This is a genomic window from Streptomyces sp. NPDC056734 (genome assembly GCF_042790455.1).
In the GTDB taxonomy this organism is placed as follows: Bacteria; Actinomycetota; Actinomycetes; order Streptomycetales; family Streptomycetaceae; genus Streptomyces.
Genome location: NZ_JBHTZD010000008.1, coordinates 1 through 23,804, shown reverse-complemented (window position 1 = coordinate 23,804; position 23,804 = coordinate 1). Strand labels below are relative to the sequence as shown.

Here is a 23,804-nt window from a genome sequence, read left to right as displayed (position 1 = left end):
GTGGACGTCGGGTTCAGAGTACGAACCCGGCGGGGAACGGATCGTCCGGGTCCAGCAGATACTGGGCCGTGCCGGTGATCCAGGCCCGTCCGGTGATGCTGGGCAGCACGGCCGGGCGGCCCGCGACCTCGGTGGTGCCCAGCAGCCGTCCGGTGAACCGGGTGCCGATGAACGACTCGTTGACGAACTCGGTGTGCAGCGGCAGTTCGCCGCGCGCGTGCAGTTGCGCCATGCGCGCGCTGGTGCCCGTACCGCACGGCGAGCGGTCGAACCAGCCCGGGTGGATGGCCATCGCGTGCCGGGAGTGCCGGGCGGTGGACCCGGGCGCGACGAGCTGGACATGGTGGACCCCCCGGATGGACGGATCCTCGGGATGGTGTGGCTCGTCCTCCCCGTTGATGGCGTCCATCAGCGCGAGCCCCGCCCGCAGCAGATCGTCCTTGCGGGCCCGGTCGAACGGCAGCCCGAACGCGTCCAGCGGCAGGATCGCGTAGAAGTTGCCGCCGTAGGCGAGGTCGTACGTCACCGTCCGCCCGTCGGCGAGGGTGGCCGTACGGTCCAGACCGACGCTGAACGAGGGCACGTTGTGGAGGGTGACATGCCGGGCCCGCCCGTGCTCGACGGCGACCTCGGCGACGACGGGCCCGGCCGGGGTGTCCAGGCGCACGGTGGTGACCGGCTCGACGGCCTCCACCATCCCCGTCTCGACCAGCACGGTCGCCACGCCGATCGTGCCGTGCCCGCACATCGGCAGATAGCCGGAGACCTCGATGTAGAGGACGCCCCAGTCGCAGTCCGGGCGGGTGGGCGGCTGGAGGATCGCGCCGCTCATGGCCGCGTGCCCGCGCGGCTCGTTCATCAGCAGCCGCTTGATGTCGTCGCGGTGCTCACGGAAGTACAGCCGCCGTTCGTTCATCGTCGCGCCGGGGAGGGTGCCGATCCCGCCGGTGATCACACGGGTCGGCATGCCCTCGGTGTGCGAGTCGACGGCGTGCAGGACGAGGCGGCTCCGCATCAGGCGTCCCCTCGCGCGAGCCCGCCCGCGACGGCCTTCTCGGTCGCGGTGCGCACCGCCGCCTCCTGCTCCGCCGTCAGCGGCACCCGGGGCGGCCGGCAGGGCCCGCCGTACCGCCCCACGAGGTCCATGGACACCTTGATGGCCTGCACGAACTCCACCCGCGAGTCCCAGCGCAGCAGCGGGTGCAGTTGCCTGTACAGCGTGCGGGCGGTGGCCAGGTCCCCGCCGACGGCCGCCCGGTACAGCGCCGCGGACGCCGACGGCAGCGCGTTGGCGTAGCCCGCGATCCAGCCCTTGGCGCCCGCCAGCGCCAGCTCCAGCAGCACATCGTCCGCGCCGACCAGCAGATCCAGCTCCGGGGCGAGTTCGGCGATCCGGTACCCGCGCCGGACATCCCCGGAGAACTCCTTGACGGCCCGGATCAGCCCCTCCCCGTGCAGCTTCGCGAGCAGCTCCGGTACGAGGTCCACCTTGGTGTCGATCGGATTGTTGTACGCCACCACCGGCACGCCCGCCTTCGCGACCTCGGCGTAGTGGCCCAGCACCGCGCGCTCGTCGGCCCGGTAGGCGTTGGGCGGCAGCAGCATGACCGCGCCGCACCCGGCGTCACGGGCCTGCTCGGCCCAGCGCCGGGCCTCCGCGGCCCCGTAGGCGGCGACCCCGGGCACGACCCGCTCGCCCCCGACGGTATCGACCGCCGTCCGCACGACCGCCGCCCGTTCCTCCTCCGTGAGCACCTGATACTCACCGAGCGAGCCGTTGGGCACGACCCCGTCACAGCCGCCCGCCACCAGCCAGGAGCAGTGCTCGGCGAACTTCCCGTGGTCGACGCGGAGATCGGGGGTCAGGGGGAGGGCGGTGGCGACGAGGAGGCCGTGCCAGGGGGAGCGATGGGGGGAGGGGGTCATGGGGTTCTCCTGTCGGTCGGGGGGCGGTTGGGGGTCGAGTCGGAGCCGGAGTCGCTGTTCTGGTCCGTTGGGGTGTCTGCGTGGTCCGGGTCCCGGGCCAGGACGCCGAGCGGCACCGGGCGGGCGAGCAGCCGTCGTACGGGCTCGGAGGCGCACCCGGCGACCCCGGCCACACCCGCCGCGCACATCCGCCCCTGGCACCAGCCCATCCCGGCCCGGGTGAGCAGCTTCACGGTCCGCAGATCCCCGGCGCCGAGGGTGCCGACGGCTTCCCGCACCGCCCCGGCGGTGACGTCCTCGCATCGGCAGAGGACGGTCTCGTCGGTGACGAGATCCGGCCAGTTCGGCGGCGGGGTGTAGACGCGGTCGAGCGCGGCGGTGAACCGGCGCTTGCGGGTACGGGTCTTGGCGGCGCCGCGCCAGGAGTCCGGGCCGGGGTCGGACTTCCGTCCGGCGAGGCGGGCGGCGATCGAACGGCCCGCGAGGTGTCCCTCGGCGAGGGCGAGGGCGGCGCCGCCGATCCCGGTGGTCTCGCCCGCGGCCCAGACCCCGGGGACGTCGGTGCGCTGCTCGTCGTCCACGCGGACGTAGGGCCCGTCGAGCCCGCAGCCGAGGGCGTCGGCGAGATCGGTGTGCGGGAGCATGCCGTGGCTGACGGCGAGGGTGTCGCAGGGGATGCGGCGTTTCGGGCCCCCGGTTACTGGGCTGACGGTGACCGCCTCGACGCGCTCGCGGCCGTGGGCGGCGACGATCGTGTGCCGGGGGAGGACGGGGACGCGGTGCCGGAGCAGGGCGGCGGCGTAGGCGGCGGCTTCGGGGGCTTTGGGGGCGAGGGCGAGGGCGTGGCGGAGGAGGTCGCGGGGGTGCGCGAGGACGGGCCGTACGCGATCTCGGGGATCGGCGCGCGCCTGCCGTACGAGGTTCCGCGGATCGGCCGATTCCACCAGCGCGGCCACGCGGGCGCCGGCCGCCGCGAGCCCGGTGGCGACCGGCAGCAGCAGTGGCCCGGTCCCGGCGACGACCACGGTACGGCCCGGCAGCACGAGCCCGCCCTTGAGCATGGCCTGGGCGCCTCCGGCGGTGACGACGCCGGGGAGGGTCCAGCCGGGGAAGGGCAGCACCTGTTCATAGCCGCCGGTGGCGAGGAGCACGGCGTCGGCGTGGAGGGCGGTGCCGTGGTCCTGGGCGGGGCCGAGGAGGGCGTGGACGGTGAAGCCGCCGTCTGCTGGGTGCGCCTCGACGGACCACACGTGGTGATCCGCCAGATGGCCGATCCGGGTCTGCCGGGCGAGCCCGTCGCGCAGCCGTTCCCAGGTGCGCCACTGGTGGTGCAGTGCCTGGGGCCGACGCGCCCCGAGGCCGGGCGCGGGCTGCCGGTAGAACTGGCCGCCCGCCGTGGGAGCGGAGTCGAGGAGGGTGACCCGTACGCCCCGGGCGGCGGCGGCGAGGGCGGCGGCGAGTCCGGCCGGGCCCGCCCCGATCACGGCGAAGTCAGTCATCGTGGCCCGTCCCGTCCTGCGTACGGATGTCGGCGCCGGGGTCGGCGGGGACGAGACAGGCCCGCTGGTTGGGCCGCCCGTCGACGGTGACGAGACAGTCGTGGCAGACGCCGATCCCGCAGAAGACGCCTCGGGGGCTCCCGGTCGAGCGGGTGGTCCGCCAGGAGACGATCCCGGCTGCCCAGAGCACGGCGGCGATGCTCTGCCCGGACAGGGCGGGGAGCCCACGGCCGTCGAAGGTGACGGTGAAGGGGACGGCGGGGTGGGCTCGGGCCAGGGTGAGGGGATTCATCGGGGGGTGGCCTCCGGGAATCGGTCGGGGCGCAGGGGATGGGGGTCGAGGCTCGGGCGCTGCCCGCTGATGAGCTGGGCGATGAGGTGCCCGGTGCCGGGGGCGAGCCCGATGCCCGCGCCTTCGTGCCCGCAGGCGTGGAAGAGGCCGGGGACTCGGGGGTCGGGTCCGACGGCGGGCAGATGGTCGGGGAGATACGGCCGGAAACCGGCGTACGTGCGCATGACCCGCACGCGGTGGAGGAACGGGAACAGCCGGGTCGCCCCGGCCGCCAATTTTCGTACCACCGGCAGGGACAGGGAGCGGTCGAAGCCGACGCGCTCGCGGCTGGCGCCGATGAGCACGGGCCCGGCGGCGGTGCCTTCGACGACCGGTGAGGTCTGGAGGGCGGCGGAGTCGCTGGCCACGTCGGCCACGTAGTCGGCGGCGTAGACCTTGTGCCGGATGCGGTGGGGCGGCAGGGGTTCGGTGACGAGGACGAAGCCTCGGCGGGGCAGGACGGGGAGGTGTACCCCGGCGAGGGCGGCGACGTGGCCGCCCCAGGTGCCGGCGGCGTTGACGAGGAAGGGGGCGTGCAGGTCGCCCCGGTCGGTGCGGACGCCGCGTACGGAGCCGTCGGGGGTGTGCAGTACGCCGGTGACGGTCCGGCCGGTCTCGACGTGGGCGCCGGAGGCGCGGAGCAGGTGGGCGGCGGCGAGGGCGGGCATGACCTGGGCGTCCTGGGGGTAACGGACGCCGCCGCTGAGGTCCGGCGTCAGGTCCGGCTCCAGGTCGTGCAGCCGGTCGCTCCCGACGCTCACGGCGTCGACCCCGGCGGTGCGCTGTTCGGCGGCGAATGCTTCCAGGGCGGCGAGTTGGGCGGGCGTGTCGGCGACGACGAGGCCGCCTTTGGCCTCGTACTCGATCGCGGCTCCGAAGTCGTCGGCGAGGTCGGTCCACAACCGCGCGGACAGTTGGGCGAGTTGCAGTTCGGGGCCGGGGCCCTTGTCGGAGACGAGCAGATTCCCTTCTCCGGCCCCGGTGGTCCCCCCGGCGACCGGCCCCCTGTCGACCACGACGACCTCCAGCCCGGCACGGGCCGCGTAGTAGGCACAGGCGGCACCCACCATGCCCGCACCAACGACCACGACATCGCAGGTCAGTTGCTTGCGCATGGCAGTAATATGTCACACAGCGCAGGGCGGGGGAATGGTCCGGACACGGGAAAGTGAGGGGGCGGGCTGGAGCGCACGACGGCCCCCACCGAAGCGGGGGCCGGCGTGAGTTGGGTGGTGCGGGGTGTCAGGCGGACAGGTGTCCGCCCTTGACCGCGCGGACGAATGACGACCAGCCGTTCGGCCTGAATGCGAGCGCCGGACCGTTCGGAGCCTTGGAATCGCGGACGGGAACGATTTCAGATCCCACGAACGCTATCTCTACGCAAGCGGACTGTCCGTTGCTGTAGCTCGACTTGAACCATGCTGCTTCGGTCGGATCAATCCTGTGCATATCTCCCTGCCACTTCGGAGATCAGACGCTTCGAGACCTCTGCACTGAGCGCCGTCTCCCAGATATTCTTGAACGCCGCGTCGTAGCGTTCAACTTCCTTCGGTTTGTCCAAGTAGAGATCGCCCGTGTAACCGTCCGCGTAGACCGTCGGAGGCTCGGTCTCACTACCATCCGCGTTGAGCGGGAAGCGTAGAACCCCGAACGGACCTGACATGACACCCAGGTGGAGACCTGCCGAGAACGGGACCACCTTGACGGTCACATTGGGCAAGCTCGCCACCTGCACCAAGTGGGCAAGTTGCCCCGCCATCACTGCTGCTCCGCCGATCGGTCGCCTCAAGACAGCTTCGTTGAGCACGACGTCGAGTCTTGGCGGGTCGGTGACTCTGGTGAGGAGTACTTGCCGGGTGATACGAAGATGGACGCGCTGTTCAATTTCGCTGTCATCCTCTTCGGGGTTGTGGGCACGCATGACCGTGCGCGCGTATTCCTCAGTCTGAAGCAGACCGGGAATCAACTCGCTTTCGTACCAGTCGATCCGTGATGCCGCCTCCTCCAATCCGATGAAAAGGTCGAAGCCCTCAGGGATCACGTCACCGTAGGCGTGCCACCAGCCCCGCGACTTCGTCTCTTTGGCGAGGCCCATCAGCGCCTCGGTGAGGCCGGCGGGTGCGCCGTACACCTTGCACATGGTCTCGACGTCATGGCTGCGCAAGGAGGTCTGCCCGGTCTCGATGCGCCACATCTTTGCCTCGGACCACTCAAGTTTCCGCGCCGCCGCACGCACCGTCAGCCGTGCCTGATTGCGCAGGTCCCGCAGAAATCTGCCGAGCTGTCTGCGCGGCACGGTCGATCCGGCCTGTCCGTCCGCCATCCGCCACCCCTTCTCACTCTCAGTATGAAGCACCCTTGGCACTCGGAATGAAAGCATTGCTGTGCTCGCTCCGCAATGAAGGACGCCTAAACGACACCCGCAAGGTGGAACCTCGAAATGAAGTCTTGCAAGTTGTAGGGCTGAGGGGCACGCTGATGTCTGTTGGACCGTCAGGCACCCGATGTGCAGGGGGAGGACGGCCAACGCAAGGACCCCCGCGACCGTGCGACCGGTCCGGGGGCATGGCCACCAGCTACGTAGAGGAGCTGATGACGGTGAGTATTATCCACACGTTCTTGAGGCGGGCGCTGGGCGTTTTAGCGCCCGGTACCGGCAAGCGGAGGGCGGATGTCCGCCCGGCCCCCGAGCCCTCCCTACCGTGCCACCGCGCATCCTGCCCGGCCGCCGCCGTACGACTTCCCGCGCACCGGTCTCCGTACGGCCTCGCTGATCCGCCGTTCGACGGCACCGGTACCGCCCTGGTCCGCCCGTACGTCGCCAGCCGGGGAGGGACGGCGTGATGAGCGCGGACCCGCAACTGTCGGCGGAATGCGCGGTCGCACAGCGGACGGAGTACGCCGATCTGCACACCTGGTGCCGCCGCACGGCGGACGTGTCGCTGGCGCACCGCGGCGGGGTCGTACTGGTCCCGCGCTGCTCCTGCGCCTGCCACGTGCCGGTCGGGGAGGGCGCGCGGTGAACGCTGGTACGCCGCCCGCGCCGGGCACTTCCCGGCTGACGATCGAGACGTACCGGGTGGCCCCGGACGGCGAGCGCGTAGGGCGTACCCCGCCCCGCACCTACCGGCCCGGCCCAGGCCCCATCGTGCTCGACTCCCTCCGCTGGCCCCCGTGTCGCTGCCCACGCTGCCGGACGGGCGACGGCCCGAGGGGTGTCTGGTAACGGCGCCGCGAGCAACTGGGGGGCCCGGACGGAGGCGGCAGCATCGGTCACGTGCAGGTGGGGCAGGGAAGGCCGGGGTCGGCACGGTTGGGGGAGCACGTCACGAGGGCGACGGAGTGGAAGACCGTGCCTGTCAGGTAGTGGCCGAGGGACACGTCCCCACCCCACGTGAGCCGCTCGACGGCGGCTTTCGCCAGGAGGGCGAGCCGGGTCGCCGCCCGGTTTTCCTCGGAGGCGAATCGGGGGGCGAGTCCGGCGAGTTGGAGGGCCAGCCACTCGCCGGCCTCCTTGGGCTCCTCCCATGTCCCCCGGATCACGGACAACGGCTTCAGCAGCCAGTGCGCGGTCTGGATCGGGGGCAGGTCGGAAGTCCGGAAGAGGGACACGGCTTCCCGGTACCGATCCCGCACCTCCTGATCACTGCTCCCGGTCGGGGCCTGCCCCGGGGCCCGACGGACACTCTCCTTGTCGAACGCCCGCTTCTCCCCGAGCCATGCGTAACCGTGGTGGTGCACTGCCGCTCCGTTCCATGGGAGGGCGACGGCCCTGCCCATCGGCGCAGGGCAGGGCCGTCGGTGTCCGGGTGGGGCTGTGGATCAGGCGGATAGGTCGATACCCGCCGCGTCCAGCTCCGCCGAGGTGAAGCGGAGCGGCTCCGCGTCGGGGCGCTTGCTGTCACCCATGGCCCAGGCACCCGGCCCGATCCGCGCGAGCGTCACGCAGGCTTCGCCGTCCGGGTGGGTGTTGCCGCCGCATGCCTTCGAGAATGCGACTCCCTCGATGGGGAGGCCGTACAGGTCGGTCATCGTGGTGCCCTTCCTGATCTGCTGACGGCTCCGGAAAGAGCCGCCTCCCGTCCGTGGCGGACGGAAGTCCTGAAAGACGGTCACTCCGTCGGGCATTTGATATGCCGATAGATGACGAACGGTGCCCCCGACTGTCTTTCGATGGAGCCTCGGCGTACCTGTTCGAGCGGCTCAATGGATTTCAGACAGGCAGGGCACATCTCGCCCCGGGGTGCGTAGGTGACGTACTCCCACTGCCGTGCGTCCGTGCTGTCTGTCACTGTCGTCGCACTCATATCGTCGGCCTCCCTGCGAATTCCGTCTTGCCTCAGCAAGGATGGCAGGGGTCACGCACCGATAAGTGAATTATTCGCGTTGTCGGGTAAAAATCTCTGCCCATTCGGAAAGGAGTTCCCGACATTCGTCCCCGTAGACGGCGTAGGACTCGTAGCGCGCAAAGTCCTCCCGGTATGCACTTACGTCCTCGTGGTCCCGCAGGATCAGTGCGCCTGTATGGGTCTCGACTTTGACCAGCCGCCGGTCATACACGGTAAATACACTGAGCGGTGTCTCGGTGATGGGGCCGACCGTGCCGAGCGGGATCACACCTAGTCGTACGTTTGGAATGCGTGATACGGAAGTCAGCCGATCGAGTTGCAATGCCATGGCCGTAGGTGTGGTGAGAGGCCAGCGCACTCCTTGTTCGGTCAGTAGGAATGTGAAGACCTTTGATGGATTCGTGAGGATCTGCTGGCGCTCTAGTTTCTTTGCTACGACTTTGGAAGTGTCCTCGGAATGTTTTGCAAGACTTGCCCGGATGTAGTCGGGCGTAGCCAGTAGACCTGTGATCATCGTCGGCAGAAAGAACCTGAATTCTGTCGTGACGACCTCAAGGCGAGCTAGATCGTTCTGCTTTTCATCGATACCGCGGTGGCGAGAATTCCAATGGTCTTGCCATTCCGTGGCCAATTCATCGTGAGCCATCCTGAAGCCCCTTTCCTGAGCTGAGCTTCGATCATCTGGACAGGTAGTGACTGGCCCATTCTCCGAGTTGGGCTCTAGCCTCTTCCTCGAATAGTGCGTAGCTCTCCAGTGTGCCGAACAGTTCCATGTATGCTGCGATGTCTCGGGGATCGCGAAACGCCGTGACGCCGGCGGTATTTTCTGACGTGGCCAAGGTGTCGTCGTAGATAGTGAACGTGTCCATCGGGGCTATCGGTATACGGCCGCTGATCGGGATCACTCCCAGTCGAATATTCGCCAGGCGAGAGAGCGAGACAAGACGGTCGATCTGCATCGCCATCTCCGGTGCGCCAACCAGCGGCCATCTGACCGCTTGTTCCGTCAAGATAAACATGAATCGCTTTGAGGTGTCGAAGAGGACCTGCTGTCGTTCAAGCTTTTTTGCAACAGTCTTAGTGGTGTCCACCGGAGAATGAGCCAGGCTGGCTCGAATATATTCAGGAGTGGAGAGGAGCCCGGTGAGCATAGAGAGCAGAAAGAAGCGGAATTCTGTTGTCGATGACTCCAGGCCGGCTAGTTCCTGCTGTTTCTTATCGAGCCCCTTTCGGCGGAGGCTCCGAATATCCTGCCACTCGGTGTGGGCCATCCTTGCGAGGTCCGATACCTGAGCGACCAATTCCGGCGGGGCTTCAACGGCTCTGAGGATTTGCTCGACATCGACAATCGACGGGCGGGCCTTTCCGGTTTCGAACCGGCTGATCTTGGATTGAGGCATGTTGCAGCGGACAGCAAGCCGGACTCCTGAGAGACCGGCTTGCTTACGCAGTTCTCGGAGCTTCGAGGCCAGTTCCTGGCTGGACTGGCCCAGCTGCTCGGGTTCGAACGTCACTCCTTCACGTACTCCAGGAACGGAACCGACTCAGCGACTGCGATTCGCTGGTATTCGACGAACGGTGCGGGATCACCCGAGCGGAGTTCTCGGTTGATCTGCGTTCCGTCTTCCCGATAGTTCATGAGCACTACATGTGCGCGGTCGAACATCCAAAAATCTTGTACGTCGGGTAGGGGGTTCGTTCGATCGGTCACGTCAAGGATACGGATTTCCTCCCCGGCCGTGACGTGATGGCGGTAGTAATACTCGAACTCGAACCGGAGATAGTCCGACAGAGGGTGCGTGAGCATATGGACTCGCCCGACACTTTTTCCTTCGCCTCGCCACTGCCGTACTTCGTCCATCCAGGCGGACGTATAGTTGTCCGGTGATTTCTCTCCGTCGAGGAATCGCGCCAGTTTCTCGGCCTCCTGCGGCATTGTGTAGGCGGGGAGGGTTTCCAACCTCCACGCCTCACGCTGCATGGTGTCGAAGCAAGCGTTCCACTCGTCACCATCCAAGAGCACGAACAGCCTCCCTGAGAACTGCTTCCGGGATCTCCACCAGGGCCTCACCTTGCGGTGGCCGGAAGACGTCCGAATGGTCGCCCTGGACGATGAATGAGCCGCTAGCCGTCCGATAGACGTTGGGGCAGTCCTTTTCCCCGCATTCGCCGTTACCGTTGCCGGTAAGCCGGGTGAGTTCCTCGCGGGCCATGCCGAACCTCCTTGTGGCTGGCCTCTGTTGAGGCCCTTGACCCCCACGGTAGATGCTGGCTATGCGTAGCTACTACGCCACAACGTGACTATGCACGTTGTTGGGTAGACCGGTGGCCATGGTGCGCGGCGTTCCTGGTGGTTCCTGGAGCGAGCGAGCGAGTGAGCGTGGGTGGGGACGGGACGGCAAGAAGCCCCTGACCGACGGCCAAGGGCTCCCTGTAGGTGTCTACGCGGCTACGTCACCCCAGCCCCGCCCCCCGCACCGGAATACTCGTGAACGTAGGCGCCGGAGCAGGATCCTGGAAGAAGTCGTTGCCCTTGTCGTCCACCACGATGAACGCCGGGAAATCCTCCACCTCGATCTTCCAGACCGCCTCCATGCCCAGCTCCTCGTACTCCACGACCTCGACCTTCTTGATGCAGTCCTGGGCGAGGCGGGCGGCCGGGCCGCCGATGGAGCCTAGGTAGAAGCCGCCGTGGGCGTCGCACGCGTCGGTGACCTGCTTGCTGCGGTTGCCCTTGGCGAGCATCACCTTGGAGCCGCCGGCCGCCTGGAACTGCTCCACGTAGGAGTCCATTCGGCCGGCTGTCGTCGGGCCGAAGGAGCCCGACGCGTAGCCCTCGGGCGTCTTCGCGGGGCCCGCGTAGTACACCGGGTGGTCCTTCAGGTACTGCGGCATCTCCTCACCCGCGTCCAGCCGCTCCTTGATCTTGGCGTGCGCGATGTCGCGGGCCACGACCAGCGGGCCGGTCAGGGACAGCCGGGTCTTGACCGGGTACCGGGTCAGCTCGGCGAGGATGTCGGGCATCGGCTGGTTGAGGTCGATGCGCACCACGTCGGAGGACGCCTCGTCCAGGTGCTCGTCCGTCGTCTCCGGCAGGAAACGCGCCGGGTCGGTCTCCAGCTGCTCCAGGAAGACGCCCTCAGCCGTGATCTTCGCGACCGCCTGCCGGTCCGCCGAGCAGGACACGGCGATCGCCACCGGGCAGGACGCGCCATGCCGGGGGAGGCGCACGACCCGTACGTCATGGCAGAAGTACTTGCCCCCGAACTGCGCCCCGATCCCGATCCGCTGCGTCAGCTCGAAGACCTTCTCCTCCAGCTCCTTGTCCCGGAAGCCGTGCCCCAGCGGCGACCCCTCGGCCGGGATCTCGTCCAGATAATGCGCGGAGGCGTACTTCGCGGTCTTCAGCGCGTACTCCGCCGACGTACCGCCGACCACGATCGCCAGGTGGTACGGGGGACAGGCCGCCGTACCCAGCGAACGGATCTTCTCCTCCAGGAACTTCATCATGGAGGCTTCGTTGAGGACCGCCTTCGTCTCCTGGTACAGGAACGACTTGTTGGCGCTGCCGCCGCCCTTGGCCATGAACAGGAACTTGTACGCGCCGCCGTCGGCCGCGTACAGCTCGATCTGGGCCGGGAGGTTCGAACCCGTGTTCTTCTCCTCCCACATGGTCAGCGGGGCCATCTGGGAGTAGCGGAGATTGAGCCGGGTGTACGCGTCATAGATGCCGTGCGACAGGGCCGCCTCGTCGCCGCCCTCCGTCAGCACCTGCTGCCCGCGCTTGCCCATCACGATCGCCGTGCCCGTGTCCTGGCACATCGGCAGCACACCCGCCGCCGCGATGTTCGCGTTCTTCAGCAGGTCCAGCGCGACGAACTTGTCGTTCGCGGACGCCTGCGGATCGTCGATGATCCGGCGCAGCTGGGCGAGATGGGCGGGGCGCAGATAGTGCTGGATGTCATGGATCGCCTCCTCGGCGAGCTTGCGCAGCGCCTCCGGCTCGACCTTGAGGAAGGTGCGCCCGTCGGCCTCGAAGGTGGAGACACCCTCGGAGGTCACCAGCCGGTACGGAGTGGTGTCCTCTCCCATCGGGAGCAGATCGGTGTACGCGAACTCAGGCATCTCGGCCTATTCCTCACTCACGGCGGACAGCGGCTGGCATCCATTGGCAGCGTTCCCCAGCGTAGGACGTGCCACCGACAGCGTGTCGGTGAGGTAGGACTCAGTTCACCGGCTCCCGGGGTGTCGCGATCTATCGTGTGTGGGTACGCTGCTGTCGTGGACCTTGAGAAGCAGACCAGGCAGACCAGGCCGAGCAGTCCCAGTCCCAGTCCAAGTCCCAGCTCCCGTCCGAGCCCTGAGGTCGCGCCCGCCGAGCTGCGCGCCTCCGACGCCGAGCGCGACCGGATCGCGGACATCCTGCGTGATGCCATGGCCGAGGGCCGTCTGACCGCCGAGGAGCACTCCGAGCGGATCGACGGGGTCTACCGGGCCAAGACGGTCGGCGAGCTGGAGCCGCTGATCCGCGATCTGCCGGGCGCCCACCAGGAGCCCACGGCGAGCGCGTACGCGGCGGCCCCGAGCCGCCCGAGCGAGGGCGCGATACCCGCCGAGGCGGACGACAGCGTCGTCGCGGTGTTCAGCGGCGCCGTGCGCAAGGGCCGCTGGCGCGCGGGCCGCCGTATCCACGCCTACGCGGTCTTCGGCAGCGTCGAGATCGACCTCAGCGAGGCCCTCTTCGAGTACCAGCAGCTCGTGATCAAGGCGTTCTCGGTCTTCGGCAGCGTCGAGATCAAGGTCCCGGAGAATGTCTCGCTGCGCGGCAACGGCGGGGGAGTGCTCGGCAGCTTCGAGGTGCGCACGCTCGACTCGGGCGATCCGCAGGCCCCCGTGGTCTTCGTCGACGGCTGGGCCGTGCTCGGCAGCATCGAGGCCCGGCCCAAGCGCGGCAAGTTCGTCGCCGACATCGCCAAGATCGCCGACAAGGTGCAGCGCAAGGTCGAGAAGGTCCAGCGCAAGTATCTGTGACCCGTACGCGCAGAGTTGCCGGTACGCACAGAGTTGTGTGGACATGCCTTGGTGTGGGTGTATCTGTACACGTCCGCCCGGGTTCCCGAGTCCCGGCGGCCGACTTTGCGTCGGCGCCCGCGATCATTGACGGTCGTGAATTTCCGCCGCGAAACGAACGCGTCCGGGTGCCGTACCGCTCAAGAACCGCCAGGTTCCCCGGGGTTGGGAACTCCCTGCATAGGCGCGCGCACAGCGGGTAGACCTTGCTGCATCGTCTCTCGCTCGCGAAGCCGTCGTCAGGAGTAGACCGTGCTGCAACCGCCGCATTCGTCCGTGCAGGTAGCTGCCGTTCCGGCGCAGCGGGTGCCAGCGCGAGACAGGGACCAAGACGCCCCGTGGCACACCGAAGCGGTGTGCCGGCGGGACGAGGCAGGGCTGTTTTTCGCACCCTCCAAGGAACCCACCGCCGCCCGGCTCTCCCGCGAGGAGGCCGCCAAGCGGGTCTGCGCCCGCTGTCCCGTCATGGTCGAGTGCCGCGAGCACGCGCTGCTCCAGCCCGAGCCGTACGGCGTCTGGGGCGGCCTCACCGCCGCCGAGCGCCGGGTCGTGCTGGCCAGGCGGCGCCGCCGCGAGATGGAACTGACGAAGACGGCCGGGGCGGCGGGCCGCATAGCGCAAGCCGGCTGACCCGGCAGGGAGCGCCCCCTCCGCACCGGGGACGCTCCCTGCCGGCAGCCGCCGCCGGCGGGCTGTCGGTATGTGCTGCTCGCTGGTGCTACTTGGCCCGCCCGAAGTCCACGGCGCTGTAGGCCCGCAGCTTGCTGAGCCGGTGCTCGGACTCGATCTTCCGTACGGTCCCCGACTTCGACCGCATCACGATCGACTCGGTGGTCGCGGTCTCCGACCGGTACCGCACCCCCTGGAGCAGCTCCCCGTCCGTGATCCCGGTGGCGACGAAGAACACGTTCTCCCCGGACACCAGGTCGTCGGTGGTCAGCACCCGGTCCAGATCGTGCCCGGCGTCGATCGCCCGCTGCCGCTCCTCGTCGTCCTTGGGCCACAGCTTGCCCTGGATGGTTCCGCCGAGGCACTTCACGGCACAGGCCGAGATGATCCCCTCCGGCGTGCCGCCCACGCCGAGCAGCAGATCCACGCCGGTGCCCTCGCGCAGCGCGTAGATCGAACCGGCGACATCGCCGTCCGAGATCAGCTTGATACGGGCGCCCGCCTCCCGGACCTCCTCGATCAGCTTCTGGTGGCGCGGCCGGTCGAGGATGACGACCGTCACGTCCTCCGGCTGGCGCCGCTTCGCCTTGGCGATCCGCTTGATGTTCACCGCCACCGGGGCGTCGATGTCCACGAACTCCGCGGCCTCGGGACCGGTGACCAGTTTGTCCATGTAGAACACGGCCGATGGGTCGAACATCGACCCGCGCTCTGCGGCGGCCAGCACGGCGATCGCGTTCGGCATGCCCTTGGCCGTCAGCGTCGTACCGTCGATCGGGTCGACCGCGATGTCGCACTCGGGGCCCGTGCCGTCGCCGACCCGCTCCCCGTTGAAGAGCATCGGGGCCTCGTCCTTCTCGCCTTCGCCGATGACGACGACGCCGTTCATGGACACGGTGGACACCAGGGTGCGCATCGCGCGCACCGCGGCACCGTCGGCTCCGTTCTTGTCCCCGCGGCCGACCCAGCGGCCCGCGGCCATCGCCGCGGCCTCGGTGACCCGGACCAGTTCGAGGGCGAGGTTGCGGTCAGGGGCCTCGGAGGGGACATCGAGTTCGGACGGCATTTGATGCTCGGTCATCGGAACGCACCTTTCTGATACGACGACGGCCGGATGAGGGTTCGGCGTCGACTCTATCGTCAGGTCGACAGAATGAGCAGGGCCCCCCACGGATGAGCGGGGCGAGTACCTGCGACGATAGGGGGCGTGGCAGGTACGAACGGCAAGCAGAAAACGGCCCGGGACATGATTCTCTCCCTGGGCGTGATCGTGCTGGCGGCATGGGTCATCTATCTCTTCATCCCGCACGACGACACGGAACCGGACGTCAAGCCGGTGGACTACCGGGTGGAGCTGCTGACGGCCCAGCGCGCGGCGTCGTACCCGGTGGCAGTGCCGGAGGGGCTCCCGGACACCTGGAAGCCGACCTCCGTCCGCTACCAGGGGCAGGACGGCGAAGCCTGGCACCTCGGCTTCCACGCGCCCGACGGTGAATACGTGGCGATCGAGCAGTCCACCCAGGCGCGCGCCAAGTTCATCGACGACGCCAGCCAGGGCGGCAGCGAGACCGAGGTCACCCAGGACATCGACGGCCGCACCTGGACCCAGTACAGCGGCGGCCGGTACAGCGCGCTGGTCCTGGACGGGGCGGACGGCGCCACGACGATGGTCATCGGCACGGGGTCCTTCGGGCAGCTGGCGACGATGGCGCAGTCGCTGAAGCTGGACTGACCCTTCCCGGCTCCGGCTGACGGTCCCTGTCGGCTCACGGCTCCGGCTGACGGTCCCCGTGGGCTTTGTTCGGGGCCGAGCGGATGGCGAAGGCCCCCGGTGCCGCTCCTTCCGCTCCGGGGGCCTTCGTCCGCGTATGTGCCGGTCGGGTCAGACCGTCGTCACGACCTGCTCGTACGACAGGCGCGGCAGGCGCGGGAACCAGGCGTCCGGGCCCGGGTTGCCGATGTTGACCACCATCAGCGGGGTGTGGTCGTCGTCCAGGAACTCCTTGCGCACGCCCTCGAAGTCGCAGCCGGTCATCGGGCCGGCGGCCAGGCCCGCGGCGCGCACGCCGATGATGAAGTACGCGGCCTGGAGGGAGGCGTTGAGCGCGGCCTGGCTCTCGCGCAGCCCGCGGTCGGCGAAGACGGTGTCCTTGGCCTGCGGGGCGTGCGGGAAGAGCTGCGGCATCTCCTGGTGGAACTCGTTGTCCGCGGAGAGGATCGCGACCAGCGGGGCGGTGGCGGTCTTGGGCTGGTTGCCCTTGGACATGTGCTGCACCAGGCGCTCGCGGGCCTCGGCGGAGCGGACCAGGGTGATCCGCAGCGGGGACTGGTTCATGGAGGTCGGGCCGTACTTGACCAGGTCGTAGATCGCCTGCATCTGCTCTTCGGTGACGGGCTCGTCGGTGAAGGTGTTCGCGGTGCGGGCCTCGCGGAACAGCAGGTCCTGGGCGGTGGGGTCAAGAACGAGGGGCATGGGGGGTTCCTTGTGGCGCGGCGGGTCCGGTTCCGGGGGGAACAACCGGCTGACGGCGAAGACGTTACGCGGCAGAAGCTTCAAGGTTCAACCAAAACCGGGGTGTCGTGATCCGGTTCACATAAACGGACCGTGGTCCGTCTGTCTGGGTGCGTCCGGGGGCCGGTAGGTCCTGTGGGTCACTGTTGGTCTTTGGTAGGTCAGGTCCTTGTAGGTCCCTACTCCTCTGCTCCCGCCTCGTCCTGCGCGAGGGCCGCGTCCAGCCGGGCGCGGGCGCCCTCCAGCCAGCGGCGGCACACCTTGGCCAGCTCCTCGCCGCGCTCCCAGAGAGCGAGGGACTCCTCCAGCGTCGTACCGCCCGCCTCCAGGCGTCGTACGACCTCGATCAGCTCGTCGCGCGCCTGCTCGTAGCCGGGCGCCTCATCCACCTTGCTGCTCATTCGCCCACCCTAGAGACATCGAGGACATCGACACGTACGGAGAATTCGCCCTCGGCCACGCGGGCCCGCAGCGGCTCGTCGGACGTGACCTCCGCGGGGTCCCGTACGACATGGCCGTCGCTCTTCTGGAGCACCGCGTAGCCGCGCTTCAGGGTGGCCGCCGGGGAGAGGGCCACCACGCGCGCGTGCGTGTGCGTCAGCTCCGAGTCGGCGCGGTCGAGGAGATGGCCGAGGGTACGGCGGCCGCGGGCGAGCAGGGCGTCCAGCTGGCCCGCGCGGTCGTCGATCATCCGGTGCGGGTCCTGTATCGACGGGCGGGCCAGCGCCTGCGCCAGTCCGCGCTCCTCGCGCTCGACGTACGCCTCCACGCAGCGCCGGGCGCGGGCCGCCAGCTGCCGTACCCGCTCCAGCTCCTCGCCGACGTCCGGGACGACCTTCTTGGCGGCGTCGGTGGGGGTCGAGGCGCGCAGGTCCGCCACGTAGTCCAGGAGCGGGGTGTCGGGCTCGTGGCCGATCGCCGAGACGACGGGCGTACGGCAGGCGGCGACCGCGCGGACGAGCTGCTCGTCGGAGAACGGGAGCAGATCCTCCACGCTGCCGCCGCCCCGGGCGACGACGATCACGTCCACGTCCGCGTGCTCGTCCAGCTCCTTCACGGCCTGGACGACCTGCGGCACGGCGTGCACGCCCTGCACCGGGACATTGCGCACCTCGAAGCGGACGGCGGGCCAGCGGTGGCGGGCGTTCTCCAGTACGTCGCGCTCCGCTGCGGAGGCACGGCCGCAGACGAGGCCGACGAGCTGGGGGAGGAAGGGGAGGGGTTTCTTCCGGTCTTGGGCGAAGAGGCCCTCGCCGGCGAGCTTCTTCTTCAGCTGCTCAAGGCGGGCGAGCAGCTCGCCGACGCCGACGGGACGGATCTCGGTGGCCCGCAGGGACAGCTGGCCGCGCGGCGCGTACCACTCCGGCTTCGCCAGGACGACGACGCGGGCGCCCTCGCTCACCACGTCCGCGACGGTGTCGAACACCTGGCGGTAGCAGGTGACGCCGACCGAGATGTCGTACGACGGGTCGCGCAGCGTCAGGAACACGACGCCGGCGCCGGGGCGGCGGGACAGCTGGGTGATCTGCCCCTCGACCCATACCGCCCCGAGCCGGTCGATCCAGCTACCGATGAGCCGCGAGACCTCGCCTACGGGGAGGGGGGTCTCGGCGGAGGTGTTGACGGCCATGTGCGTGAGCGTAGTGGGCGGGACTGACAGTTCGGGTGTGCTGGAGGTGGGGGTGGGGGTGGGGGTGGGGGCCGGGTTGTCGGTTGGGTGCGGGGCGGTGGGGGCTGGTCGCGCAGTTCCCCGCGCCCCTGGGGGTTGGGGCTTACCCGCGTGACCAGGGTGGCCCGTCCCTCAGCTACCTCAGCTACCCACCGGTCTCCCCCGTGCGCCCCCTCTGTGCCACCAGCACCGCCAACCCCACCCCCAGCCAGATCGCGCCCACCGCCTGGGCCGTGCCGCTTGCCTCCACGATCACCGCGATCGTGATCGCCGCGCCCAGCACCGGCATCAGGACGTGGCGCCACCAGCTCACCGGGCCACCCCGGCGCCGTACGGCGAACCAGGCCACCACGCTCGCGTGCAGCAGCGTGAAGGCGGTGAGGGCGCCGATGTCCACCACGGACACCAGATGGTCCATGCCGTCGCTCGCGCGGGCCGCCCACACCGCCGCGACCAGTGTGATGACGGCCGCGCAGAGCAGCGCCGGGCGCGGAACCCCGGAGTCCGTCTTGGACAGGGCCCGGGGCAGCCGACGGTCCCGGCCCATCGCGAACAGCAGCCGCCCGGCCGCCGCCTGCCCGGCCAGCGCCGCGAACGCCGCGCCGATCGCCTTGCTGACGGCGACGAGATCGTGCAGCCAGGTGCCGACGGACACGTCGACGGCGTCGTAGAAGGCGGAACCCTGTCTGCTCGGGTCGGCGGCCAGTTCGGCCGAGGTGGTCGGTTCCAGCAGGGCCACCAGGTAGGTCTGGACGATGAAGAGGAACCCGGCGAGCGCGAGGCAGAACAGCACCGCGCGGGCGACCTTTTTCGAGCCCCCGGTCACCTCCTCCGCGAACGAGGCGATGGCGTCGAAGCCCAGATACGACAGCACCGCCACCGACACCGCGCCCAGCACCGCCGACAGCGCGAACGCCCCTTGCGAGCCGTCCCCCGACAGCGGCGACAGCCACCCCCGCTCGGCCCCGTCCCGCGCCAGCACCACGATCGCCGCCACCACGAACACCAGCAGGACGACGATCTCCAGCACCAGCACCGCGAAGCCCACCCGCGCGGCGGCCCGTACGCCCCACAGATTCAGCAGCGTCGTGATCACGACGGCGATCGCCGTCCAGATCCAGCGCGAGACCTCCGGGACGAGCGCCTCCATGGCGATCCCGGAGAAGAGATAGGCGACCGCCGGGATGAGGAGATAGTCCAGCATCGCCATCCAGCCGGCGATGAAACCGACGTCCCTGCCGAGCGCCACGCGCGCGTAGGCGAACACCGAGCCCGCCAGCGGCACCACCCGCACCATCTGCGCGTAGCTGAACGCGGTGAACGCCATGGCGATCGTCGCCACGACGTACACCAGCGCGACCGCCCCGTGCGAGCGGGCGTCCAGGGTGCCGAAGATGCCGACGGGCGCCATGGGGGCGATGAACAACAGGCCGTAGACGACCAGGTCCCGGAAGCCGAGACTGCGCCGCAGCCGGTGCTGCTCGTCGGCCGGGGGAGCGGTGGTGCCGGTGTCGGACATCAGTTCCTCCGCGAGTCGGACCAACCGGGCGAAAAGCCGCGTCGCGCGGCACCCCGCCCGGCTCGGGGCCAGTCTCCCGGTGATCCGCCACCGACACGATCCAGACCCGCCGAACGCCCCCGTACGATGGTTCGCATGACTGCTTCGACTGGCCGCCGTGTCCTGCTCGCCGCCCCCCGTGGCTACTGCGCGGGCGTGGACCGCGCGGTGATCGCCGTCGAGAAAGCCCTGGAGCAGTACGGGGCCCCGATCTATGTCCGGCACGAGATCGTGCACAACAAGTACGTCGTGCAGACCCTGGAGCGGAAAGGCGCCGTCTTCGTCGAGCGGACGGAGGAGGTCCCCGAGGGGAGCATCGTGATGTTCTCCGCGCACGGCGTGGCCCCCGTCGTGCACGAGGAGGCCGCGCGCGGCCGGCTGGCCACCATCGACGCGACCTGCCCGCTGGTCACCAAGGTCCACAAGGAAGCCGTCCGCTTCGCCCAGGACGACTACGACATCCTGCTGATCGGCCACGAGGGCCACGAGGAGGTCATCGGCACCTCCGGCGAGGCCCCCGACCACATCCAGCTCGTGGATGGGCCCGAGGATGTCGCCAAGGTCGAGGTGCGGGACGAGTCGAAGGTCGTCTGGCTGTCCCAGACCACCCTCTCCGTGGACGAGACCATGGAGACCGTCGACGCCCTGAAGCAGAAGTTCCCGCAGCTCATCTCCCCGCCCAGCGACGACATCTGCTACGCGACGCAGAACCGCCAGCTGGCCGTGAAGCAGATGGGCGCCGAGGCCGAGCTGGTCATCGTGGTCGGCTCCCGCAACTCCTCCAACTCCGTGCGGCTGGTCGAGGTCGCCAAGCTGGCCGGCGCCCGCGCCGCGTACCTCGTGGACTTCGCCAGCGAGATCGACGAGGCGTGGCTGGAGGGCGTGACCACGGTCGGCGTCACCTCGGGCGCGTCCGTGCCGGATGTGCTGGTCGAGGAGGTCCTGGAGTTTCTGTCCCGGCGCGGGTACGGGGACGTGGAGCTGGTCAAGGCCGCCGAGGAGTCGATCATCTTCTCGCTGCCGAAGGAGCTGCGCCGGGACCTGCGCGAGGAGGCGGCGGCGCTGGTGGCGGAGCGGGGTGGGGCGGGGGCGGGGGAGTAGCCGGTGGTCGTGGGGGTGGGGTTGCCGGTGACGCCGTCCAGGTCGTCCAGGTCGTCCGGGTCGTCCAGTAGAGGATCCAGCTCATCCACTCGTTAGATGGGCTGGATCATCCAGACCATCCAGATCATCCGGATCATCCGGGGAGTGACTGTCAGTGGTCCGTCGTAACGTGGAGCCATGCAGATCTTCGGCGTGGACATCGGCGGATCCGGCATCAAAGGCGCCCCTGTGGATCTCGACAGAGGCGAGCTGGCCGAGGAGCGTTTCAAGGTGCTCACCCCGCACCCGGCGACGCCCGACGGCGTGGCGGACGGGGTGCGGCAGGTCGTGGGGCACTTCGGCTGGACGGGCCCGGTCGGGCTGACCTTCCCGGGTGTGGTCACCGGCGGTCATACGGTCCGTACGGCGGCCAATGTGGACAAGAGCTGGATCGACACGGACGCGCGGGCGTTGTTCAGCGGGGTGCTCGACGGGCTGCCGGTGACGGTGGTCAATGACGCGGACGCGGCGGGCGTCGCCGAGCTGGCCTTCGGCGCCGGGCGCGACCGGCAGGGCACGGTCATCCTCCTCACCTTCGGCACCGGCATCGGCAGTGCCGTCTTCGTCGACGGTGTGCTCGTGCCCAACACCGAGCTGGGTCATCTGGAGCTGCACGGCCATGACGCCGAGAAGCGCGCCTCCAGCAAGGCCAAGGAGGACCACGAACTGACGTGGGAGCACTGGGCGGGCCGGGTCCAGAAGTACCTCGCCCATGTGGAGATGCTGTTCTCGCCCGAGCTGTTCATCATCGGCGGCGGGGTGAGCCGTAAGTCCGACAAGTTCCTGCACTTCATCGAGGGCATCCAGGCGGAGATCGTGCCGGCCCAGTTGCAGAACAACGCGGGGATCGTGGGGGCGGCGATGCGGGCGGCGAAGGCGGAGTAGCCGGGGCCCCGCCGGTCCGTGACCGGCGGGGCCTGTCGCTCACTGACCGGCGGGCACCCGGCGCCGCGCGGCGCCCGCCCGCCGCCGCGCCATGAGCCGTACCTTCCGTACGGTCGCGATGGACCCGGCGATCAGGGTGCCGCCGTAGAGCCAGCCGGCCTCGGTGGCGAGGGCGGTGAACAGGCCCATCAGCCGGGGGAAGACACCGTCGCCCTCGGCGATGGGCAGCAGCCCGACGGCGAAGGCGATCGGCACGACGACGGGCGCGGTCACCAGATCGCCGGGCCGTACCCACAGCGCGGTCAGCGCGCACACGGGCAGGAACAGCACTCCGTACGCCGTCACCGAGCTGTCGAACAGCAGGCCGATGAGGAAGGCGAGGGTGAGCATCACGGCCGTGCAGAACAGCCCGGCGCCGAGCCCGGTCAGGCGGGGGTCGGGGAAGCGGCGCGCGGGTGTGCCGGCCGGTGGGGGAGGGGGACGCCGCAGGGCGGCCGGGCGGCGCTGTGGGGCACGGTCGCGGGCGGTGCCGCTCCCGGAGGACCGGGCCCGGGGCGGTGCCGGGCGCGGGGGGCCGTCCGGGCGGGCGGGGGAGTCCCGGCCCGCCTGGGGCGGCAGCGGCGGCACCCGGCGCGGCTCGGACCTGCCGGTTCGGCTCGGCCGGCCGGGCTGGGCGGACTGGCCGGTCCGGCCGGACTGAGGGGGGCGCGTCCTGTGTTGCTCCACCGGACCAACTTTGGTCGGTTTATGTGCCGAATAGGCCGACAGACACGCCGGTGGGGAGAGCTTGGCCTAGCGTTCGAACGGGGCGTCGGGGGGTTGGGGGGCACCCCGTAGACTGGTGGATCGGCCAGCAGGTGCCGGCCAGGCCGGCCCGCAGGCCCCGTCTCCTCCAAGCTCTCCGAACCCTCGAACCATGGACCCTCGAAGTCCCCTAGGCCCTCCAGACCCTCTCACCCACGGGAAGACGCAACGTGTCGCTCACGATCGGAATCGTCGGTCTGCCGAATGTCGGCAAGTCGACCCTGTTCAACGCCCTGACCAAGAACGACGTGCTCGCGGCCAACTACCCGTTCGCCACGATCGAGCCGAATGTGGGCGTGGTCGGCGTCCCCGACGCCCGGCTCGCGAAGCTGGCGGAGATCTTCGGTTCCGCGCGGGTGCTGCCGGCGACGGTGGACTTCGTCGACATCGCGGGGATCGTGCGGGGCGCGTCGGAGGGCGAGGGGCTGGGCAACAAGTTCCTGGCGAACATCCGTGAGTCCGACGCGATCTGCCAGGTCATCCGTGCCTTCAAGGACGAGAACGTCGTCCATGTCGACGGCAAGGTCTCCCCGAAGGACGACATCGAGACGATCAACACCGAGCTGATCCTGGCCGACCTCCAGACCATCGAGAAGGTCCTCCCGCGCCTCCAGAAGGAGTCCAGGATCAAGAAGGACCTCGCGCCGAAGGTCAAGGCGGTCGAGGAGGCCCAGGGCATCCTGGAGCGGGGCGACACGCTCTTCGCGCACGGCATCGTGCAGGGCAGCGAGCGCGCCGAGCCGCTGCACGACCTGCACCTCCTGACGGCGAAGCCCTTCCTCTACGTCTTCAACGTCGACGAGGACGAACTGGTCGACGAGACCTTCAAGGACGCCCAGCGCGCGCTGGTCGCCCCCGCCGAGGCGATCTTCCTCAACGCCAAGCTGGAGGCGGACCTCGCGGAACTGGACGAGGCCGACGCCATGGAACTCCTGGAGTCCGTGGGCGCCGAGGAGCCCGGCCTCGCCACCCTCGCCCGCGTCGGCTTCACCACCCTCGGCCTCCAGACCTACCTCACCGCAGGCCCCAAGGAATCCCGAGCCTGGACCATCAAGAAGGGCGCCACCGCCCCCGAGGCCGCCGGTGTCATCCACACCGACTTCCAGAAGGGCTTCATCAAGGCGGAGGTCATCTCCTTCACCGACCTGGTGGAGACGGGGTCGGTGGCGGAGGCACGGGCCAAGGGGAAGGCTCGGATGGAGGGGAAGGAGTATGTGATGCGGGATGGGGATGTGGTGGAGTTTCGCTTCAACGTGTAGTTGCACGCGTACTCCACATGGCTTGATTCATCAAATATGCAGGTCGGAAGGGGGCGGACTCCATTGAGTCCGCCCCCTTCGTCGTTGCCGTGCTGGATGGATGCTGGTGGTTTTTCTGACGTGATGTCAGGTA

Annotated in this window: 27 protein-coding genes; 7 read left to right on the top strand and 20 right to left on the bottom strand. The window is 69.2% G+C overall.

Features of this window, described 5'->3' with window-relative positions; all coding sequences use genetic code 11:
- Positions 1-13: 13 nt before the first annotated feature.
- The 7 genes from ACFRFC_RS13930 to ACFRFC_RS13900 all read right to left on the bottom strand — a co-directional run bounded on the left by ACFRFC_RS13930 (position 14) and on the right by ACFRFC_RS13900 (position 6,079).
- Positions 14-1,015: a proline racemase family protein gene (locus ACFRFC_RS13930; protein ID WP_382684730.1), complete on the bottom strand. Its 1,002-nt coding sequence runs from the start codon at positions 1,013-1,015 to the stop codon at positions 14-16.
- On the bottom strand, positions 1,015-1,926 hold the full coding sequence (locus ACFRFC_RS13925) for a dihydrodipicolinate synthase family protein (protein WP_382684732.1): 912 nt from the start codon (positions 1,924-1,926) through the stop codon (positions 1,015-1,017). The genes ACFRFC_RS13930 and ACFRFC_RS13925 overlap by 1 nt, the downstream gene beginning before the upstream one ends.
- Positions 1,923-3,425, bottom strand: a complete 1,503-nt coding sequence (locus tag ACFRFC_RS13920) for an FAD-dependent oxidoreductase (protein WP_382684735.1) — start codon at positions 3,423-3,425, stop codon at positions 1,923-1,925. Before ACFRFC_RS13920 ends, ACFRFC_RS13925 begins: the two co-directional genes overlap by 4 nt.
- Positions 3,418-3,717, bottom strand: a complete 300-nt coding sequence (locus ACFRFC_RS13915) for a (2Fe-2S)-binding protein (protein ID WP_382684738.1) — start codon at positions 3,715-3,717, stop codon at positions 3,418-3,420. The genes ACFRFC_RS13920 and ACFRFC_RS13915 overlap by 8 nt, the downstream gene beginning before the upstream one ends.
- Positions 3,714-4,871 carry an NAD(P)/FAD-dependent oxidoreductase gene (locus tag ACFRFC_RS13910; protein WP_382684741.1) on the bottom strand — a complete coding sequence of 386 codons (1,158 nt, stop codon included), beginning with the start codon at positions 4,869-4,871 and terminating at the stop codon, positions 3,714-3,716. The genes ACFRFC_RS13915 and ACFRFC_RS13910 overlap by 4 nt, the downstream gene beginning before the upstream one ends.
- A gap of 127 nt (positions 4,872-4,998) precedes the next feature.
- The gene (locus ACFRFC_RS13905) at positions 4,999-5,205 is read right to left on the bottom strand and encodes a DUF397 domain-containing protein (RefSeq protein WP_382684744.1); all 207 of its coding nucleotides are present in this window, start codon (positions 5,203-5,205) and stop codon (positions 4,999-5,001) included.
- Entirely contained in the window at positions 5,192-6,079 is an 888-nt protein-coding gene (locus ACFRFC_RS13900) for a helix-turn-helix domain-containing protein (protein WP_382684747.1), read from the bottom strand. The genes ACFRFC_RS13905 and ACFRFC_RS13900 overlap by 14 nt, the downstream gene beginning before the upstream one ends.
- A gap of 520 nt (positions 6,080-6,599) precedes the next feature.
- On the opposite strand from ACFRFC_RS13900, the gene ACFRFC_RS13895 reads away from it, so the two are divergent.
- Positions 6,600-6,779, top strand: a complete 180-nt coding sequence (locus ACFRFC_RS13895; protein ID WP_382684750.1) for a hypothetical protein — start codon at positions 6,600-6,602, stop codon at positions 6,777-6,779.
- A 250-nt stretch (positions 6,780-7,029) separates the two neighbouring features.
- Here the strand turns inward: ACFRFC_RS13895 and ACFRFC_RS13890 are convergent, their stop codons facing one another.
- From ACFRFC_RS13890 to ACFRFC_RS13860, 7 genes are all read right to left on the bottom strand, one after another.
- Entirely contained in the window at positions 7,030-7,497 is a 468-nt protein-coding gene (locus tag ACFRFC_RS13890; RefSeq protein ID WP_382684753.1) for a hypothetical protein, read from the bottom strand.
- An 81-nt stretch (positions 7,498-7,578) separates the two neighbouring features.
- Positions 7,579-7,788 (bottom strand): DUF397 domain-containing protein, encoded by a 210-nt coding sequence (locus ACFRFC_RS13885; protein ID WP_382684755.1) that lies wholly within the window; start codon positions 7,786-7,788, stop codon positions 7,579-7,581.
- A gap of 345 nt (positions 7,789-8,133) precedes the next feature.
- Positions 8,134-8,751 carry a DUF5753 domain-containing protein gene (locus tag ACFRFC_RS13880; RefSeq protein ID WP_382684758.1) on the bottom strand — a complete coding sequence of 206 codons (618 nt, stop codon included), beginning with the start codon at positions 8,749-8,751 and terminating at the stop codon, positions 8,134-8,136.
- 31 nt (positions 8,752-8,782) lie between these two features.
- Positions 8,783-9,619 (bottom strand): helix-turn-helix domain-containing protein, encoded by an 837-nt coding sequence (locus ACFRFC_RS13875; RefSeq protein WP_382684761.1) that lies wholly within the window; start codon positions 9,617-9,619, stop codon positions 8,783-8,785.
- Entirely contained in the window at positions 9,616-10,128 is a 513-nt protein-coding gene (locus ACFRFC_RS13870; protein WP_382684764.1) for a DUF6879 family protein, read from the bottom strand. The genes ACFRFC_RS13875 and ACFRFC_RS13870 overlap by 4 nt, the downstream gene beginning before the upstream one ends.
- Positions 10,112-10,318, bottom strand: coding sequence for a hypothetical protein (locus tag ACFRFC_RS13865; RefSeq protein WP_382684766.1), 207 nt, complete (start codon positions 10,316-10,318; stop codon positions 10,112-10,114). Before ACFRFC_RS13865 ends, ACFRFC_RS13870 begins: the two co-directional genes overlap by 17 nt.
- Before the next feature lie 241 nt (positions 10,319-10,559).
- Positions 10,560-12,230, bottom strand: coding sequence for a fumarate hydratase (locus tag ACFRFC_RS13860; RefSeq protein WP_382684768.1), 1,671 nt, complete (start codon positions 12,228-12,230; stop codon positions 10,560-10,562).
- 156 nt (positions 12,231-12,386) lie between these two features.
- Between ACFRFC_RS13860 and ACFRFC_RS13855 the strand changes: the two genes are divergently transcribed.
- Both ACFRFC_RS13855 and ACFRFC_RS13850 read left to right on the top strand, forming a co-directional pair.
- Positions 12,387-13,136: a DUF1707 domain-containing protein gene (locus ACFRFC_RS13855; RefSeq protein WP_382684771.1), complete on the top strand. Its 750-nt coding sequence runs from the start codon at positions 12,387-12,389 to the stop codon at positions 13,134-13,136.
- 291 nt (positions 13,137-13,427) lie between these two features.
- A complete protein-coding gene (locus ACFRFC_RS13850) occupies positions 13,428-13,805 on the top strand; it encodes a WhiB family transcriptional regulator (protein WP_382684773.1) in 378 nt (125 codons plus the stop codon).
- Positions 13,806-13,893: 88 nt separating this feature from the next.
- Here the strand turns inward: ACFRFC_RS13850 and glpX are convergent, their stop codons facing one another.
- Positions 13,894-14,925, bottom strand: coding sequence for a class II fructose-bisphosphatase (glpX, locus tag ACFRFC_RS13845; RefSeq protein WP_382684775.1), 1,032 nt, complete (start codon positions 14,923-14,925; stop codon positions 13,894-13,896).
- A gap of 126 nt (positions 14,926-15,051) precedes the next feature.
- Between glpX and ACFRFC_RS13840 the strand changes: the two genes are divergently transcribed.
- The gene (locus ACFRFC_RS13840) at positions 15,052-15,576 is read left to right on the top strand and encodes a DUF4245 domain-containing protein (protein ID WP_382684777.1); all 525 of its coding nucleotides are present in this window, start codon (positions 15,052-15,054) and stop codon (positions 15,574-15,576) included.
- A gap of 150 nt (positions 15,577-15,726) precedes the next feature.
- Here ACFRFC_RS13840 and ACFRFC_RS13835 read toward each other — a convergent pair whose 3' ends face one another.
- From ACFRFC_RS13835 to ACFRFC_RS13820, 4 genes are all read right to left on the bottom strand, one after another.
- A complete protein-coding gene (locus tag ACFRFC_RS13835; RefSeq protein ID WP_382684780.1) occupies positions 15,727-16,317 on the bottom strand; it encodes a malonic semialdehyde reductase in 591 nt (196 codons plus the stop codon).
- 218 nt (positions 16,318-16,535) lie between these two features.
- Entirely contained in the window at positions 16,536-16,757 is a 222-nt protein-coding gene (locus tag ACFRFC_RS13830; protein WP_382684783.1) for an exodeoxyribonuclease VII small subunit, read from the bottom strand.
- Positions 16,754-17,986 carry an exodeoxyribonuclease VII large subunit gene (xseA, locus tag ACFRFC_RS13825; RefSeq protein ID WP_382684785.1) on the bottom strand — a complete coding sequence of 411 codons (1,233 nt, stop codon included), beginning with the start codon at positions 17,984-17,986 and terminating at the stop codon, positions 16,754-16,756. The genes ACFRFC_RS13830 and xseA overlap by 4 nt, the downstream gene beginning before the upstream one ends.
- Before the next feature lie 184 nt (positions 17,987-18,170).
- Entirely contained in the window at positions 18,171-19,544 is a 1,374-nt protein-coding gene (locus ACFRFC_RS13820) for an APC family permease (protein ID WP_382684787.1), read from the bottom strand.
- A gap of 126 nt (positions 19,545-19,670) precedes the next feature.
- Here ACFRFC_RS13820 and ACFRFC_RS13815 point away from each other — a divergent pair, with 126 nt between their 5' ends.
- Positions 19,671-20,684 (top strand): 4-hydroxy-3-methylbut-2-enyl diphosphate reductase, encoded by a 1,014-nt coding sequence (locus ACFRFC_RS13815; RefSeq protein WP_382684789.1) that lies wholly within the window; start codon positions 19,671-19,673, stop codon positions 20,682-20,684.
- Positions 20,685-20,861: 177 nt separating this feature from the next.
- The gene (gene ppgK, locus ACFRFC_RS13810; RefSeq protein ID WP_382684792.1) at positions 20,862-21,608 is read left to right on the top strand and encodes a polyphosphate--glucose phosphotransferase; all 747 of its coding nucleotides are present in this window, start codon (positions 20,862-20,864) and stop codon (positions 21,606-21,608) included.
- A 39-nt stretch (positions 21,609-21,647) separates the two neighbouring features.
- Here the strand turns inward: ppgK and ACFRFC_RS13805 are convergent, their stop codons facing one another.
- Complete coding sequence (locus ACFRFC_RS13805; protein ID WP_382684794.1) at positions 21,648-22,334, bottom strand: DUF6542 domain-containing protein; 687 nt, start codon at positions 22,332-22,334, stop codon at positions 21,648-21,650.
- 248 nt (positions 22,335-22,582) lie between these two features.
- Between ACFRFC_RS13805 and ychF the strand changes: the two genes are divergently transcribed.
- Positions 22,583-23,671: a redox-regulated ATPase YchF gene (gene ychF / locus ACFRFC_RS13800; protein WP_382684796.1), complete on the top strand. Its 1,089-nt coding sequence runs from the start codon at positions 22,583-22,585 to the stop codon at positions 23,669-23,671.
- The last annotated feature ends 133 nt before the right edge of the window (positions 23,672-23,804 follow it).